This window comes from Pseudomonas sp. P4_C4 (genome assembly GCF_056402055.1).
Map to the genome: position 1 here is coordinate 1 of NZ_JBFUID010000014.1, position 17,013 is coordinate 17,013.

17 protein-coding genes are annotated in these 17,013 nt (G+C 60.4%); 10 read left to right on the plus strand and 7 right to left on the minus strand.

The features are described from left to right. Window positions 1–126: 126 nt before the first annotated feature. The 6 genes from tusD (at window position 127) to AC1DXW_RS09815 (ending at window position 3,599) form a co-directional block, all read left to right on the plus strand. Window positions 127–519 carry a sulfurtransferase complex subunit TusD gene (gene tusD, locus AC1DXW_RS09790; protein ID WP_477755017.1) on the plus strand — a complete coding sequence of 131 codons (393 nt, stop codon included), beginning with the start codon at window positions 127–129 and terminating at the stop codon, window positions 517–519. Window position 520: 1 nt separating this feature from the next. Then, window positions 521–883, plus strand: a complete 363-nt coding sequence (gene tusC / locus AC1DXW_RS09795; protein ID WP_477755018.1) for a sulfurtransferase complex subunit TusC — start codon at window positions 521–523, stop codon at window positions 881–883. Next, window positions 883–1,176 carry a sulfurtransferase complex subunit TusB gene (gene tusB / locus AC1DXW_RS09800; RefSeq protein WP_477755019.1) on the plus strand — a complete coding sequence of 98 codons (294 nt, stop codon included), beginning with the start codon at window positions 883–885 and terminating at the stop codon, window positions 1,174–1,176. The genes tusC and tusB overlap by 1 nt, the downstream gene beginning before the upstream one ends. Continuing rightward, window positions 1,173–1,508, plus strand: coding sequence for a TusE/DsrC/DsvC family sulfur relay protein (locus AC1DXW_RS09805; protein WP_477755020.1), 336 nt, complete (start codon window positions 1,173–1,175; stop codon window positions 1,506–1,508). The genes tusB and AC1DXW_RS09805 overlap by 4 nt, the downstream gene beginning before the upstream one ends. After that, window positions 1,505–2,506 carry a glycosyl transferase family protein gene (locus AC1DXW_RS09810; protein ID WP_477759978.1) on the plus strand — a complete coding sequence of 334 codons (1,002 nt, stop codon included), beginning with the start codon at window positions 1,505–1,507 and terminating at the stop codon, window positions 2,504–2,506. The genes AC1DXW_RS09805 and AC1DXW_RS09810 overlap by 4 nt, the downstream gene beginning before the upstream one ends. A gap of 91 nt (window positions 2,507–2,597) precedes the next feature. Then, window positions 2,598–3,599, plus strand: a complete 1,002-nt coding sequence (locus tag AC1DXW_RS09815; protein WP_477755022.1) for a glutathione S-transferase family protein — start codon at window positions 2,598–2,600, stop codon at window positions 3,597–3,599. Window positions 3,600–3,726: 127 nt separating this feature from the next. Here AC1DXW_RS09815 and cysG read toward each other — a convergent pair whose 3' ends face one another. The 6 genes from cysG to AC1DXW_RS09845 form a co-directional block, all read right to left on the minus strand. Further along, a complete protein-coding gene (gene cysG, locus AC1DXW_RS09820) occupies window positions 3,727–5,121 on the minus strand; it encodes a siroheme synthase CysG (RefSeq protein ID WP_477755023.1) in 1,395 nt (464 codons plus the stop codon). Continuing rightward, entirely contained in the window at window positions 5,122–6,402 is a 1,281-nt protein-coding gene (serS, locus tag AC1DXW_RS09825) for a serine--tRNA ligase (protein ID WP_477759979.1), read from the minus strand. It lies immediately after the preceding gene. A 16-nt stretch (window positions 6,403–6,418) separates the two neighbouring features. Next, a complete protein-coding gene (crcB, locus tag AC1DXW_RS09830; protein ID WP_477755025.1) occupies window positions 6,419–6,793 on the minus strand; it encodes a fluoride efflux transporter CrcB in 375 nt (124 codons plus the stop codon). Then, entirely contained in the window at window positions 6,793–8,115 is a 1,323-nt protein-coding gene (locus AC1DXW_RS09835; protein ID WP_477755026.1) for a replication-associated recombination protein A, read from the minus strand. Before AC1DXW_RS09835 ends, crcB begins: the two co-directional genes overlap by 1 nt. Before the next feature lie 165 nt (window positions 8,116–8,280). Then, on the minus strand, window positions 8,281–8,904 hold the full coding sequence (gene lolA, locus AC1DXW_RS09840) for an outer membrane lipoprotein periplasmic chaperone LolA (protein WP_477755027.1): 624 nt from the start codon (window positions 8,902–8,904) through the stop codon (window positions 8,281–8,283). A gap of 67 nt (window positions 8,905–8,971) precedes the next feature. Next, a complete protein-coding gene (locus AC1DXW_RS09845) occupies window positions 8,972–11,383 on the minus strand; it encodes a DNA translocase FtsK (RefSeq protein WP_477759980.1) in 2,412 nt (803 codons plus the stop codon). A gap of 306 nt (window positions 11,384–11,689) precedes the next feature. Between AC1DXW_RS09845 and trxB the strand changes: the two genes are divergently transcribed. From trxB to infA, 4 genes are all read left to right on the plus strand, one after another. Further along, entirely contained in the window at window positions 11,690–12,649 is a 960-nt protein-coding gene (gene trxB, locus AC1DXW_RS09850; protein WP_477755029.1) for a thioredoxin-disulfide reductase, read from the plus strand. Between the two features lie 62 nt (window positions 12,650–12,711). Then, the gene (aat, locus tag AC1DXW_RS09855; protein ID WP_108217862.1) at window positions 12,712–13,392 is read left to right on the plus strand and encodes a leucyl/phenylalanyl-tRNA--protein transferase; all 681 of its coding nucleotides are present in this window, start codon (window positions 12,712–12,714) and stop codon (window positions 13,390–13,392) included. 57 nt (window positions 13,393–13,449) lie between these two features. Next, window positions 13,450–14,157, plus strand: coding sequence for an arginyltransferase (locus AC1DXW_RS09860; RefSeq protein WP_111287927.1), 708 nt, complete (start codon window positions 13,450–13,452; stop codon window positions 14,155–14,157). Window positions 14,158–14,268: 111 nt separating this feature from the next. Further along, window positions 14,269–14,487: a translation initiation factor IF-1 gene (infA, locus tag AC1DXW_RS09865; RefSeq protein WP_002553999.1), complete on the plus strand. Its 219-nt coding sequence runs from the start codon at window positions 14,269–14,271 to the stop codon at window positions 14,485–14,487. A 237-nt stretch (window positions 14,488–14,724) separates the two neighbouring features. Here infA and clpA read toward each other — a convergent pair whose 3' ends face one another. Continuing rightward, window positions 14,725–16,995, minus strand: a complete 2,271-nt coding sequence (gene clpA / locus AC1DXW_RS09870; protein WP_477759981.1) for an ATP-dependent Clp protease ATP-binding subunit ClpA — start codon at window positions 16,993–16,995, stop codon at window positions 14,725–14,727. Window positions 16,996–17,013 lie beyond the last annotated feature (18 nt).

The following is a 17,013-nucleotide window of genomic DNA, read 5'->3' on the forward strand; positions in this document are numbered from 1 at the left end:
TCGCAGCCTGCGGCAGCTCCTACAGAGGGCTTGCGTGTATATGGCAGGCTACCTTCGCGGCAAAGCCCTTCGCCKCCCCGCCGATAAAGCTTTATCATGGCCGCAGTTTCGCTGATCGAGTCCGTCATGAAATTCGCCATCGCCGTGTTTTCCGCCGCCCATGCGCCCTCCTCGCGCCGCGCCTTGCTGTTCGCCCAAGCGGCGCTGGCCGGCGGGCATGAGATTGTCCGGCTGTTTTTCTACCAGGACGGCGTCTACAACGCGTCTGCCAGCGTGGTCACGCCCCAGGATGAACTGGACTTGCCCAGGCAATGGCGCACCTTTGTCAGCGACCATCAACTCGATGGTGTGGTGTGCATCGCCGCCGCGCTGCGTCGTGGCGTGTTGAACGATGAAGAAGCCAGACGCTATCAGCGCGAGGCTGTTGCCGTCGGTGCGCCGTGGGAATTGTCGGGCCTCGGCCAATTGCATGACGCCGCGCAGGATGCCGACCGCCTGATCTGTTTCGGAGGCGCATGACATGGCCAAATCCTTGTTGATCATCAGCCGCCAGTCGCCATGGTCCGGCCCTGGCGCGCGCGAAGCGCTGGATATCGTGCTGGCCGGGGGCGCCTTCGACCTGCCGATCGGCCTGTTGTTTCTCGATGACGGCGTGTTCCAGCTCGTCGCCAGTCAGGACGCCAAGGCCTTGCAACTGAAAGACCTGAGCGCCAATCTGCAAGCCCTGCCGATGTTCGGTGTCGAGGAACTGTTCGCCTGCGGCGACAGCATCACCCAGCGCGGCCTGGACCCCAGCGGCCTGTCGCTGGAAGAAGCCCAAGTGTTGGCCGCCCCTGAAATCACCGCCCTCATTGACCGTTACGACCAGGTGATCACCCTCTGATGTCGACTTTGCATGTGTTGTCTCATTCCCCGTTCGGCGACGAACGCCTGACCAGTTGCCTGCGCGTAATCGGCGCCAACGACGGGTTGCTGTTGTCCGGTGATGCCGCCTATGCGTTGCAGCCAGGCACCGCGCCCTTCACGGTGCTCAGCGCACGCGGCCTGAAGCTGTTCGTCCTGGCTGAAGATGCCCAGGCCCGTGCGCTTGCGGTTCCAGAATGGGCCAAGGCCATCGATTACCCGGCCTTCGTCGAACTGTCGATTCACTACGACAAGGTCAACAGTTGGCTATGAATGCATTGACGGTCGGCGCCCGCGCCATCGAGCTGGACAAGGATGGTTTCCTGGTCGAACTGAGTGACTGGTCCGCCGACGTGGCCAGTGCCCTGGCGGCTGCCGAAGACATCGAGTTGACGCCCGAACACTGGGAAGTCCTCGAGCTGCTGCGCAGTTTCTACACCGAATTCCAGCTGTCACCGGCCACCCGTCCGCTGATCAAGTACACCGCCCTGAAACTCGGCCCGGAAAAAGGCAACAGCCTGCACCTGAACCGACTGTTCAAAGGCACTCCCGCCAAACTCGCCGCGAAACTGGCGGGCCTGCCCAAACCGACGAATTGCTTATGACTGATTACCCAGCACTGACCCTCGAAACACCCGCCGAGCATCCGTTCGCCCAATTCGTGCGGATCCTTGGCAAAGGCAAACGCGGCGCCCGTGACCTGACCCGGGTCGAGGCCCGCGAGGCCATGGGCATGGTGCTCGATGAAAAGATCGAGGAAACCCAACTCGGCGCATTCCTGATGCTGTTGCGGCACAAGGAAGAAAGCTTCGAGGAGATGGCAGGCTTCACCGAAGCCTTGCGCGAACGCCTGAATCCTCCGGCACTGGCGGTGGATCTGGACTGGCCGACCTACGCCGGCAAGAAGCGGCACTTGCCGTGGTATCTGTTGGCAGCCAAGTGCCTGGCACAAAACGGCGTGCGGATTTTCATGCACGGCGGCGGCGCCCACACGGCCGGTCGGCTGTACAGCGAGCAACTGCTGGGCGAATTGAACATCCCGCTGTGCCGCAACTGGCAGCAAGTCGGCTCGGCACTGGACAACGGCGGCCTGGCGTTCATGCCTTTGATGGACTGGGCGCCACAGTTGCAACGGATGATCGACCTGCGCAACACCCTGGGCCTGCGCTCGCCGATCCACTCCCTGGCGCGGATTCTCAATCCGCTGGGCGCCCGTTGCGGTCTGCAAAGCATTTTCCACCCGGGTTATCAGGCGGTGCATCGCGATGCCAGCGGCCTGCTGGGTGACACCGCCATCGTGATCAAGGGCGATGGCGGCGAAATCGAGATCAACCCGGACGCCGACAGTCACCTGTACGGCACCACCGGCGGCGTTAGCTGGGACGAGGAATGGCCGCAGTTGTCGGCGCAACGTCACGTCAAACCTGCTTCGCTTGAACCTGAACATTTGAAAGCAGTCTGGCGTGGCGATGTGGTCGACAGCTACCCGCAAATGGCCCTGATCTCGACCATGGCCCTGGCCCTGCGTGGCCTCGGACAGACCCGCGACCAGGCCTTCGAAACCGCTGAAAAATACTGGGCTGCGCGGGACAAATCAATTTAATCGATCATTCGCGCCCGATCTTTGCGCTTTTTGTTCGAACTCATCGGAATAGACTCAACTCCATCGATTATGGGTTTCGGGAGTCTCGAACATGGGTTTGTTAGTTGATGGCCGCTGGCAGGACAAATGGTACGAAAGCAGCAAGGACGGCGCGTTCCAGCGTGAACAGGCGCAGCGACGCAACTGGTTGACCGCTGACGGCAAGCCCGGACCGACCGGCGTCGGCGGTTTTGCGGCCGAGCCTGGGCGCTATCACCTGTACGTGTCCCTGGCCTGTCCGTGGGCCCATCGCACGCTGATCCTGCGCAAACTCAAAGGCCTCGAAAACCTGATCGACGTTTCGGTGGTCAGTTGGTTGATGCTGGAAAACGGCTGGACCTTCGACCAGCACCTGGGTTCGACCGGCGACAAGCTCGATCGCTTCGACTTCATGCACCAGCGCTACACCGCCGACACCGCCGACTACACCGGCCGCGTCACCGTACCGGTGCTGTGGGACAAACAACAGAATCGCATCGTCAACAATGAATCATCGGAAATCATCCGCATGTTCAATGGCGCCTTCGACGATCTGACCGGTAACGACCTGGACTTCTACCCGGCGCCGCTGCGCGGAGAGATCGATGCGCTGAACGAGCGGATTTATCCGGCGGTGAACAATGGCGTGTACCGCGCCGGGTTTGCCACCTCGCAACAGGCTTATGAAGAAGCCTTCGATGATGTGTTTGCCGAGCTGGATCGGCTGGAGCTGCTGCTGGGTGCCAACCGTTACCTGGCTGGCGAATACCTGACCGAAGCGGACATCCGCCTGTTCACCACGCTGATTCGCTTCGATGCGGTGTACTACGGGCACTTCAAGTGCAACCTGCGGCGGATTGCCGATTATCCGAACCTGTCGAACTGGCTGCGGGAAATTTACCAGTGGCCGGGGATTGCCGAGACGGTGGACTTCACCCATATCAAGAACCACTACTACGCCAGCCACCGCACCATCAACCCGACGGGTGTGGTGCCGAAAGGGCCGGCACAGGACTTCACCGCGGCCCATGATCGGGAGCGGTTTAGCGGGAAAGGGGTTTGGCGCAAGGCCTGAGTTTGATCTAAAAATTTTATTGTCTTTTAGGGCCTCATCGCGAGCAGGCTCGCTCCTACAGGGGATTTTTGAACGCCGCAAATCCGATGTAGGAGTGAGCCTGCTCGCGATGGGAGCGACTCGGTGCCTAGACCTGTCCCTGAGCCCCTTCAAACCACGCCAGTTTCTCGCGCAGTTGCACCACTTCACCCACGATCACCAATGTCGGCGCATGTACTTCATGCTCCGCCACCAGTCGTGGCAAATCGGCCAGGGTGCCGGTGAAGACGCGCTGATTGACCGTGGTGCCCTGCTGGATCAGTGCCGCCGGGGTATCGGCGGCGCGACCATGTTTGATCAACTGCTCGCAGATGATCGGCAAGCCCACCAGGCCCATGTAGAACACCAGGGTTTGCGCCGGCGCGACCAGATCGGCCCATGGCAAATCGCTGGAACCGTCCTTGAGGTGGCCGGTGATGAATCGCACCGACTGCGCATAATCGCGGTGAGTCAGCGGAATCCCGGCATAAGCCGCGCAACCACTGGCCGCCGTGATCCCCGGCACGACCTGGAACGGGATGCCTTGGGCCGCCAGTTCTTCGATCTCTTCACCACCACGACCGAAGATGAACGGATCGCCGCCCTTCAATCGCACCACACGCTTGCCTTGCTTGGCCAGGTCCACCAATTGCTGGTTGATCTGATCCTGCGGCACCGCGTGATCGGCTCGGCGCTTGCCGACGTAAACCCGTTCGGCGTCGCGACGGCACAGTTCGAGAATTGCCGGTGCCACCAAACGGTCGTACAGCACCACATCGGCTTGCTGCATCAGACGCAATGCCTTGAACGTCAGCAGGTCGGGGTCACCTGGCCCTGCGCCCACCAGATAGACCTCACCGGTCGCCACTGGCGCTTCGCCATCGATTTTCGCCTGGAGCAACCGCTCGGCTTCACCGCCCTGCCCGGCCAGTTGCCGATCGGCAATCGGCCCCTGGAAAACATCTTCCCAGAACGCCCGACGCTGCTGCACATCCGGAAACAGGCCTTTGACCTGATGACGGAATCGCGCCGCCAAACCGGCCAGGTGACCGTAGGTGGAAGGAATCCAGGTTTCGATCTTGGCGCGGATCAAACGTGCCAGCACCGGCGCATCGCCGCCGCTGGACACTGCAATGATCAACGGAGAACGGTCGACGATCGCCGGGAAGATCACGCTGCACAGGGCTGGCGCGTCCACCACGTTGACCGGCACGCAACGCCGATGGGCATCGGCGGAAACTTGTGCGTTCAGCGTTTCGTCGTCGGTGGCGGCAATGATCAGCCCGCATCCGTCCAGGTCCGTTTCGGCGTAGCCACGTAGCAGGCACTCGCCACCGCTGCCGGCAACCAGCTCGCGCAGTTGTGCTTCGATTTCAGGTGCAACCACCCGCAGCAGCGCACCGGCATCGGCCAGCAGGCGGGATTTGCGCAAGGCAATCTCCCCCCCGCCGACGACCAACACACGACTGCCGCGAAGGTTGTGAAACAGCGGCAGATAGTTCATTTAGCCGATAACCTCGAGGCCACCCATGTACGGCTTGAGGACTTCAGGCACACGGATCGAACCGTCGGCCTGCTGATAGTTCTCGAGCACCGCCACCAGGGTACGGCCGACAGCAAGACCGGAGCCATTCAGGGTGTGCACCAGTTCCGGCTTGCCGGTTTCCGGGTTGCGGAAACGCGCTTGCATGCGACGGGCCTGGAAGTCGCCGCAGTTGGAGCACGACGAGATTTCGCGGTATTTGTCCTGGCTCGGGATCCACACTTCCAGGTCGTAGGTCTTGACCGCGCTGAAGCCCATGTCGCCGGTGCACAACGCCAAGGTGCGGTAAGGCAGTTCCAGCAGTTGCAGGACTTTCTCGGCGTTGGCGGTCAAGCCTTCCAGCGCTTCCATCGACTTCGCCGGCTCGACGATCTGCACCATCTCGACCTTGTCGAACTGATGCTGGCGGATCATGCCGCGGGTATCGCGACCCGACGCGCCGGCTTCACTGCGAAAGCACGGGGTGTGGGCAACGAACTTGATCGGCAGCAGTTTCGAATCGACGATTTCGCCGGCGACGATGTTGGTCAGCGACACTTCGGCGGTCGGGATCAGGTACAGGTCAGCTTCGCCTTCGCGCGCGATCTTGAACAGGTCTTCTTCGAACTTCGGCAGTTGGCCGGTGCCTTGCAGCGCCGGGGCCTGGACCAGATAAGGCGTGTAGGCCTCTTCGTAGCCGTGCTCGGTGACGTGCAGGTTGATCATGAACTGCGCGAGGGCGCGGTGCAGACGGGCAATAGGGCCGCGCAGCAGGGCGAAACGGGCGCCGGACAGTTTGGCAGCGGTTTCGAAGTCCAGCCAGCCGAACTTCTCGCCCAGGGCCACGTGGTCCTGAACCGGGAAATCGAAGGCCGTCGGGGTTCCCCAGCGGCGCACTTCGACGTTGCCGTCTTCGTCTTCGCCGACCGGTACCGATTCGTGCGGCAGGTTGGGGATGCCCAGCAGGATCGAGTCCAGCTCGGTCTGGATCGCGTCCAGTTCGACTTTACCGGTACTCAATTCGCCCGCCATGCGCTCGACGTCCGCCATCAGCGGCGCGATGTCTTCGCCGCGCTGCTTGGCCTGACCGATGGATTTGGAGCGCGCGTTACGTTCAGCCTGCAGTGCTTCGGTGCGGGTCTGGACGGTCTTGCGCTGTTCTTCCAGCGCTTCGATGCGCGCGACGTCCAGGGCATAGCCACGGGATGCCAGGCGGTCCGCTACGTCCTGAAGGTGGCTACGTAACAGTTTGGAATCGAGCATGTCGGTTTCTCGTTTATCAAAGTTTGGTCAAGGACAGGCCGGCCCAGGTGGCAAGTAGCCCGCCGAATACGCTGAGCGCCGCATAGCCCAGGGCCAGCGGCACCTGCCCGCTTTCCAGCAGGCGCACCGTATCCAGTGAAAAGGATGAAAAAGTCGTCAGCCCCCCGAGGAAGCCAACGATCAACCCGGCGCGAATTTCAAAAGACACCTCCGGGCGTATCAAAAACAGACCGTATAGAACACCGATCAGCAAACAGCCCACGATATTAACGGCCAGCGTCGCGGTATAGAAGTGCCGTGGCCAATTCGCGTTGATCCAATTGCCCGCGGCAAAACGCAACAGAGTGCCGGCCATCCCGCCGACGGAAACCGCAACGATCGCTGGAAACACTATTTTCTCCGCTGCCGGGGGCTTGAACGGTCGAGTTTCGCCAGGTGATTAAGCTTTTCGCCGATCTTCAATTCCAGGCCACGGGGCACGGGCTGATAGAACGGGATCGGATCGAGTTCCTCCGGGAAATAGTCTTCTCCGGCGGCGTAGGCGTCCGGCTCATCGTGGGCATAGCGATATTCATCGCCGTAGCCCAATTGCTTCATAAGCTTGGTCGGCGCGTTGCGCAGGTGCAGCGGCACTTCCAGCGAGCCGTGCTCGGCGGCGGCGCGCAGTGCGGTCTTGAAGCCCATGTACACCGCGTTGCTTTTTGGCGCGCAGGCCAGATAGGTGATGGCCTGGGCCACCGCCAGTTCGCCTTCGGGGCTGCCGAGGCGTTCCTGCACTTCCCAGGCCGCCAGGCACAGGCTCAGGGCGCGCGGGTCGGCATTGCCGATGTCTTCGCTGGCCATGCGCACCACGCGCCGGGCCAGGTACAAGGGGTCGCAACCGCCGTCGATCATCCGCGCAAACCAGTACAGCGCGCCGTCGGGGTTGGAACCGCGCACCGACTTGTGCAACGCGGATATCTGGTCGTAGAACGCTTCGCCGCCCTTGTCGAACCGCCGGCGGGTATCGCCGAGCAGGCTTTGCAGCAGGTCGACACCCATTTCGCCGTTGTCTTCGGCGAGGTCCGAGGCGTTTTCCAGCAAGTTGAGCAAACGCCGGCCATCCCCATCGGCGGCCGACAGCAGCATCTGGAACCCTTCATCGCTGAGGGTCAAGTTGCGTTTGCCCAGGCCACGCTCTTCGGTCAATGCGCGGTGCACCAGCTTGCGCAGGGCCGCTTCGTCGAGGCTTTTGAGCACGTAGACGCGGGCCCGGGACAGCAAGGCGTTGTTGAGTTCGAACGAGGGGTTTTCGGTGGTTGCGCCGATGAAAATCAGCGTGCCGTCTTCGACATAAGGCAGGAACGCGTCCTGCTGCGACTTGTTGAAGCGATGCACTTCATCGACGAACAGGATGGTGCGCTTGCCGTATTGCCCGGCCTGCTGTTTGGCGATTTCCACCGCCTGACGGATCTCCTTGACCCCGGCCAGCACCGCCGAGACCGTTTCGAAGTGCGCATCCGAGACTTCCGCGAGCAATCGCGCCAGGGTGGTTTTGCCCACACCCGGCGGCCCCCAGAAAATCATCGAATGCAGGGCACCCTGCTCCAGCGCTTCGCGCAAGGGCTTGCCGCGAGCGAGCACGTGTTCCTGACCGACGTACTCGTCCAGATTGGCCGCGCGCAGGCGGGCGGCCAAGGGCTGGGCGATCGGGGTGCTGCGAAACAGGTCCATCACTAACTATGAAACCTCACTGGGTCTGGCGCCGATTCTGTAGGAGCGAGCTCGCTCGCGATGGTCGCCAACGATAACGCTGTAAGCCTGACACCCCGCGGCGTGCTCGGGTTTATCGTCGGAACGCCGCCCGGACCAAGCTCGCTCCTACAGAGGTTCTGCACTTTATTCCTGAATTACATCGGCACCCTTGGGGATGTCAAACTTGAACTTGGACGCTGGCACTGCTTCGTTGGCCTTCACCCCGGTGAACAGGATGTTGGTGCGTTGGCCGACGCTGTCGATCAGTTGCATGTCGTTGAGCAGACCGTTGCGGAACGACAGACGCAGGTTGTCGAACAGAGTGTCCTTGGTTTTCGGCTTCAAGGTGAAGTCGATCACGCCACCCGCCTCTTTCGCGGTGATGTCGAAACTCTGGCTGATCTTCGACACGTCACCGGACAACAGCAGAGCCGGGGTCTGGGTCAGACGCTCGTCCAGCTTCTTGATCGTCGCCTGCTCCAGATCCGGATCCCACAGAGTGACTTTCTTGCCGTCGGATACCATGGTCTGCTCGGCCGGCGCATTAGTGTGCCAGTAGAACAGGCCCGGGCGCTGCAGCGTCATGTCGCCGGTGGTTTCCTGCAACTGGGTGCCGCTGCCGTCGAGGGTCAACTGCGAAAAGTTGGCCGTCAGCGTCTTGGATTTTTCCAGCAATTGGGTCAGGCGCGCCACGTCCTTGTCATCGGCGTTAGCCTGGAGCGTGGTCAAAGCCAGTACCGGCAGCAACAACATGCGGATCAGACGCATGGGAGTCCTCATAACATTCGTGGGAGTGCGGGCGACGCCAATGGGCGCCACCCCTTTCATGCTCGGGTCAGTCGCGCACCGGGCCCGGGGCCAGGACTTCACGCGAACCGTTGGTGTTCATGGACGTCACGACCCCGGCCATTTCCATGGCTTCGATCATGCGCGCGGCGCGGTTGTAGCCGATCTTCAGCTTGCGCTGAACCGCGGAAATGGAGGCACGACGGCTTTCCAGCACGAACTGCACGGCTTCGTCGTACAGCGCGTCGGCCTCAGGATCGTCACCGTCGCCGCCACCGCTGCTGCCTTCGAAGCCGCTACCCGCCTCTTCGACGCCATTGAGAATGTCGTCGTTGTATTCCGGCGCGCCACGCAGTTTCCAGGCTTCCACCACGCGGTGAACCTCATCGTCGGACACGAAAGCACCGTGAACACGAATCGGCAGGCTGGTGCCCGGCGGCATGTAGAGCATGTCACCGTGACCGAGCAGTTGTTCGGCACCGCCCTGGTCGATGATGGTCCGCGAATCGATCTTGCTCGATACCTGGAACGCCATACGGGTCGGGATGTTGGCCTTGATCAGACCGGTGATCACGTCTACCGACGGACGCTGGGTCGCAAGAATCAGGTGGATACCGGCCGCCCGCGCCTTCTGGGCGATACGGGCGATCAGTTCTTCAACCTTTTTGCCGACGATCATCATCATGTCGGCGAATTCGTCGACCACCACCACGATGGTCGGCAGCTTTTGCAGGAGCGGCGCTTCGTCGTGAATGCTTTCGCGCTTGTACAGCGGATCGCTCAACGGCTCGCCGGCGTCCTGGGCTTCCTTGACCTTGGCGTTGAAGCCAGACAGGTTTCGCACGCCCATCTTGGCCATCAGCTTGTAGCGTCGCTCCATCTCGGCAACGCTCCAGCGCAGGGCGTTGGCGGCGTCCTTCATGTCGGTGACCACCGGGCACAGCAGGTGCGGAATGCCTTCATAGATCGACAGTTCCAACATTTTCGGGTCGATCATGATCAGCTTGGCGTCTTCCGGGCCGGATTTGAACAGGATCGACAGGATCATCGCGTTCACCCCCACCGACTTACCGGAACCGGTGGTACCGGCCACCAGCAGGTGCGGCATTTTCGCAAGGTCGGTGATGACCGGCTTGCCGCCGATGTCGTGACCCAGGGCCAGGGTGACCGGGGATTTGAAGTTGTCGTATTCGGGGGTCGACAACACCTCGGAGAAACGCACGATCTGCCGGTCTTCGTTGGGAATCTCGATACCGACGGTGGTCTTGCCCGGAATCACTTCCACCACGCGCACGCTGGTCACGGCCAGGGAACGGGCCAGGTCTTTGGCCAGGTTGGAGATGCGGCTGACCTTGACACCGGCCGCCGGCTGGATTTCGTAACGGGTGATCACCGGACCCGGGTGAATCGAATCCACCGTGACTTCAACGCCGAATTCCTTGAGCTTGATTTCCAGCAGGTGGCCGACCGCCGCCAGGGATTCAGGCGAGTAATTGAGCTGTTTCTTTTCCGCGGGATCGAGAATCGAGATTGGTGGCAAGGTGCCTTCCACGGCGCTGTCGACGAACAACGGCGTCTGCTTCTCTTTCTCGACGCGCTTGCTCGGTGCGGCGGGCTTTGGCGGCGCGGGCGCAATCACCGGCGGCACCTGTTTCTCGCGCTCGGACATGTGTTTGCTCAGGGCTTGCTCACGCTCGATCAGCCGCTCCTTGACCTTCGCCTGCTCGCGCTTGTCGGTGACGGTCGGCGCGACCACTTCATCCATACGGTCGTCGACTTCACGCAACTGGGCAACCAGTCGTTTGCGCTCGGTACGGGCCGCCCACCAGCGATTGGCCGCACCCTGGAACAGTTCGAACAGGTCGAGGGTAATCTTGCCAGTGATGTCCATCACCTTGAACCACGACAGGTCGGTAAACACAGTCAGGCCGAACAGGAACAACGCAATGAACAACAGTGTGCTGCCCTGGATATTCAAGGCGTTCCTGGCCAGGTCGCCAAGGCTTTCGCCCAGCGCACCGCCCGCACCGGCCGGCAGACCGGTCGCGGCATGGAAATGGATATGGGCCAGAGCGGCGCCCGACAGCACCAGGAACACCAGGCCGATCAGGCGCCAGGAGAACAGCCAACCGCTCCACTGCCACGGTTCGTGACGCTGGCGGAAGATCTGGTACGCCTTGACGGCCAACAGCAACGGGAAGATGTAGGCGAAGTAACCCAGCACCATGAACAGGATATCGGCGCTGTAGGAGCCCGCTGGCCCGCCGAAGTTCTGCACGTCGTCGATCTTGCTGTTATGACTCCAGCCCGGATCATCCTTGCCATAGGTCAACAAGGCCATCATCAGGAACAGGCACAAGGCACCGATGGCGATCAGCGCACCTTCCTTGAGTCGGTAGTGCAAGTGCTGACGCCAGAGCGGAACGACGGCTGGTTTAGGTGCTGCGGTGGATTTCTTCAAAACGCTTCTTTTCCTGCGCCAATGGCGCGTCCATCTGGTGAATGTCTATAAAAACTGCCGAAAAACTACCCAATCCAGGCAGGTAAAAAAGTTAACACGCGTAACCGGGACTACTTTTAACACTGCGCCCCGGTTTTTATAAACACGGCGCGCACTGAATATATGTAACACGCAGGGCATTGTACGGGTTTGTACGCACGACGCCATGCTTGAGACCCTTGGGTGTAGCATAGTCAACAGCACATGACATGCTGTTCAATTTGAGCATGCATTCTCTTTGGTGACAAAGGCTTATGAGGTGTTTTTATGAGCGAAGCGAAGCATTCACGCCTGATTATCCTGGGCTCCGGCCCTGCGGGTTACAGCGCGGCCGTTTATGCCGCCCGCGCCAACCTCAAGCCCGTTGTCATTACCGGCATACAGGCAGGTGGCCAGCTCACCACCACCGTCGAAGTGGATAACTGGCCAGGCGACGTCGAAGGCCTGACCGGACCAGTCCTGATGGACCGCATGCAAAAACACGCCGAACGCTTTGCCACCGAGATCGTTTACGACCACATCCACACCGCCAAGTTGCAACAACGGCCGTTCGAATTGATCGGCGATGGCGGCACCTACACCTGCGACGCCTTGATCATTGCCACCGGCGCCTCCGCGCAATACCTGGGCCTGCCGTCGGAGGAAACGTTTGCCGGCAAAGGGGTATCAGCGTGTGCGACCTGTGACGGATTTTTCTATCGCAATCAGGTGGTTGCGGTGGTCGGCGGCGGTAATACGGCGGTCGAGGAAGCCTTGTACCTGTCGAACATCGCCAAGGAAGTGCACCTGGTGCATCGGCGCGACAAGCTGCGCTCGGAGAAGATCCTCCAGGACAAACTCTTCGAAAAAGCCGCCAACGGCAATGTCCGCCTGCACTGGAACCAGAACCTGGACGAAGTGCTCGGCGATGCCCGCGGCGTGACCGGCGCCCGTCTGCGGGACAGCCAAACGGGTGAAACCAAAGAGCTGCCGCTGGCCGGGGTGTTTATCGCCATCGGCCATAAGCCCAATACCGACCTGTTTACGGGCCAACTGGAAATGCGCGACGGGTATCTACTGGTCAAGGGTGGCAGCGAAGGCGATGCCACCGCTACGGCGATTGCCGGGGTTTTTGCCGCCGGTGACGTGGCCGACCACGTTTATCGCCAGGCCGTTACGTCTGCCGGGGCCGGTTGCATGGCGGCACTGGACGCCGAAAAATACCTCGACGACATTCCAACCGTTTGAAGGCAAACTTTATGGCGGGCCAAAACCCGCCACTGCCCTCCCCTTCTGTAAGTCCGGATGCCATGCTGACCTGGTTACAACGCAATACCTTGCATTTCCCACCGCTGGAAAAGGCCATGCGCGACCCCAACGGGCTTCTGGCTGCAGGTGGTGATCTGTCCGCCGATCGGCTGATCTCGGCTTATCGCCACGGCTGCTTCCCTTGGTTTTCCGAAGGCCAGCCGATCCTCTGGTGGTCTCCGGACCCGCGCACGGTTCTGTTTCCCGACGAATTGCACGTCTCGCGCAGCCTGAACAAACTGCTGCGTCAGCAACGCTATCAAGTGACCTTCGATCAGGACTTCGCCGCCGTCATCCGCGCCTGTGCCGCCCCCCGGGATTACGCCGATGGCACCTGGATCACCGAGGCCATGCAGGACGCTTATATCGAGTTGCACAGGCGTGGACACGCGCACTCGGTGGAAGTATGGGACGGGGACGAACTGGTTGGCGGGCTGTATGGCCTGGCAATGGGCCAGTTGTTTTTCGGCGAGTCCATGTTCAGCCTCGCTGACAACGCGTCGAAATTCGGCTTTGCCACGCTGGTCCGGCATCTGAAAGACTCGGGCTTTGTACTGATCGATTGCCAGATGCCCACCGACCACCTGCATAGCCTGGGCGCCCGGGCGATTGCGCGTCGCGAGTTTGCCGATTATCTGGCCAGGCACCTTGACCAACCCAACCATGCCACCTGGGTTTGCTGAGCGACTTTTGCGCGCGTGGCTTACACTTATTCAAAAGCATTATCCCGAGGGTTGATCATGACCGAGTTGGCGCGTTTGAAGTTCTATGCCACTCAGCCGCACTCTTGCAGTTATCTGCCCGATGAGCAGGCCACAACCCTGTTCCTCGACCCTAGTCAGCCCATGGATGTGCATGTCTATGCAGACCTGTCGGAGATGGGTTTTCGTCGCAGTGGCGATCATCTCTATCGGCCGCATTGCCAGAATTGCAATGCGTGCGTTCCGGCGCGTATTCCCGTGGGACAGTTCACGCCCAACCGGCAACAGAAACGCATCTTCAAGCGCAACGCGGATTTGCAGGTGCGTCCCGCCAAGCCCGGCTTCAACGAAGAGTACTTCGACCTTTACCAGCGCTATATCGAACAGCGTCACGCCGATGGCGACATGTACCCGCCAAGTCGCGACCAGTTTTCGACATTCCTGGTGCGGGACCTGCCGTTTTCACGCTTTTATGAGTTTCGTCTGAACGGCCGGCTGCTGGCCGTCGCGGTCACCGATCTACTGCCGAACGGTCTTTCGGCGGTCTACACCTTCTACGAGCCCGCCGAAGAGCGTCGCAGCCTTGGGCGCTACGCAATCCTCTGGCAAATCGCCGAGGCCAGCCGACTGGGGCTGGAGGCGGTCTACCTCGGCTACTGGATCAAAAACTGCAAAAAGATGAACTACAAGACTCAATATCGCCCCATTGAGTTGCTGATTAATCAGCGCTGGGTGGTTCTAAACTAGAGCCAACCCTAAACCCCTTGGCTTAAACCCCACTTTTCGGGCACAATGCACGCCGCTTTTGCCTGGCGCAGTTGCACCGGGCCATTCATTGGACACCGAGGGCTTTACTGCATGTCGAAAGAAGACAGCTTCGAAATGGAAGGCACTGTCGTCGACACCCTGCCCAACACCATGTTTCGTGTGGAGTTGGAAAATGGGCACGTCGTAACCGCGCACATCTCCGGCAAGATGCGCAAGAACTACATCCGTATTCTTACCGGCGACAAAGTGCGCGTCGAGCTGACGCCCTATGACTTGAGCAAAGGGCGCATCACTTACCGCGCTCGCTAATCAGGTCAATACAAGACGCCCGGCTTATGCCGGGCGTTTTTGTTTGTGGGCGATTTAGCAACCACAACACAGAACCCTGTGGGAGCGAGCTTGCTCGCGATGGCGTCAGCTGATCCAACGTTGATGCAAGCTTATGCACCGCTATCGCGAGCAAGCTCGCTCCCACAGGGAACCGTGGTGATTTCGACAGATAGCAAAAAGGCGCCTTTCAGCGCCTTTTGGCTTTGCTTCCAAACGTCAGGCCATCTCGGCTGTGGTCTCGAACTCGAAGGTCAGCTCGCCGTCCTTGATGTCGATGTGCACCACACCGCCATGTTCGGCCAGTTCGCCAAAGAGAATCTCCTCCGCCAGCGGACGCTTGATCTTGTCCTGGATCAGGCGCGCCATTGGGCGAGCACCCATCGCCGCGTCGTAACCACTTTCGGCCAGCCAGCTGCGGGCCGCATCAGTGACTTCCAACAACACACGCTTGTCTTCCAGTTGCGCCTGAAGCTCGGTAAGGAACTTGTCCACCACGCTCTTGATGACCTCATGGCTGAGGCGACCAAACTGGATGATGGTATCCAGACGGTTGCGGAATTCCGGCGTGAAGCTCTTCTTGATCACTTCCATCGCATCGGACGAGTGATCCTGATAGGTGAAACCGATCGAAGCGCGGGCTGCGGTCTCGGCACCGGCGTTGGTCGTCATGATGACGATCACGTTACGGAAATCCGCCTTGCGCCCGTTGTTATCGGTCAACGTACCGTGATCCATCACCTGCAGCAGCAGGTTGAAGACTTCCGGATGCGCCTTCTCGATCTCATCGAGCAACAGCACGCAGTGTGGCTGCTTGGTGATGGCTTCGGTGAGCAGGCCGCCCTGATCGAACCCGACATAACCCGGAGGCGCACCGATCAGACGCGATACGGTGTGGCGCTCCATGTACTCGGACATGTCGAAGCGAATCAACTCGACACCCAAGGCCTTGGCCAACTGACGCGCCGCTTCGGTTTTACCGACACCGGTAGGCCCTGCGAACAGGAACGAACCGACAGGCTTGTCAGGGGATTTGAGGCCGGCACGGGACAGCTTGATCGCGGTTGCCAGCGAATCGATCGCGGCATCCTGACCGAACACGGTCAATTTCAGGTCACGCTCAAGGTTACGCAGCAACTCTTTATCGGAGCTGGTGACGTGTTTTGGCGGAATCCGCGCAATCTTCGCAACGATGTCCTCGACCTGAGGCACTTCGATGCGTTTAACGCGCATTTCCACCGGTTGCAGACGCTGATAGGCACCCGCCTCATCAATGACATCAATGGCCTTGTCCGGCATGTGACGATCATTGATGTAACGCGAGGCCAGTTCGGCAGCCGCGCGCAGGGCTTCATCACTGTATTCGATATTGTGATGGCTTTCGAAACGCCCCTTCAGGCCGCGCAGAATGCCAATGGTGTCTTCCACCGAAGGCTCCGACACATCGACCTTCTGGAAGCGCCGAGCCAAGGCACGGTCCTTCTCGAAGATCCCGCGGAACTCCTGGAACGTTGTGGAACCGATGCAGCGGATATCACCGGACGACAGCAGTGGCTTGAGCAGGTTCGAGGCATCCATGACACCACCGGACGCGGCACCCGCACCAATGATGGTGTGGATCTCGTCGATGAACAGGATCGCCTGCGGACGTTTTTTCAGCTCATTGAGCAACGCCTTGAAGCGCTTCTCGAAATCGCCACGGTACTTGGTACCGGCCAGCAAGGCACCCAGGTCAAGGGAGTAAACCACGCTGTTGGCCAGCAGGTCCGGCACCTGGTTGTCGACAATGCGCTTGGCCAGGCCTTCGGCAATCGCGGTTTTACCCACGCCCGCCTCGCCCACCAGCAGCGGATTGTTTTTGCGACGACGCGCAAGGATCTGCGCGACGCGCTCGACTTCCAGCTCACGACCCACCAACGGATCGATACGACCCTGGCGCGCCAGTTCGTTGAGGTTGCTGGCATAAGCATCCAGGGGATTACCCGAGGAAGAAGACTCACCGCCCTCGTCGTCCTGCATATCTTGCTCACCTTCAGAGTGATCGCCATGCCCCGGCACCTTGGAAATGCCGTGGGCGATGTAGTTGACGACATCTATACGGGCGACGCTCTGCTGTTTCAGCAGGAACACCGCCTGACTCTCTTGCTCACTGAAGATCGCGACCAGCACGTTGGCACCAGTCACTTCGCGTTTGCCCGAGCTCTGTACGTGAAACACAGCACGTTGCAGGACACGCTGGAAGCCCAGGGTTGGCTGGGTTTCGCGATCCTCGTCATGCACGGGGATCAATGGCGTGGTGGAGTCGATGAACTCCTGCAGGTCATGCTTGAGTTTGTCGAGGTTTGCACCGCACGCACGCAAAACGGTGGCGGCAGCCTCATTGTCCAATAGGGCCAGCAAGAGGTGTTCGACGGTCATGAACTCATGACGCTTCGAACGGGCCTCCTTGAAGGCAAGATTGAGGGTGACTTCGAGCTCGCGGTTTAACATAGCTTCACCTCATACCCA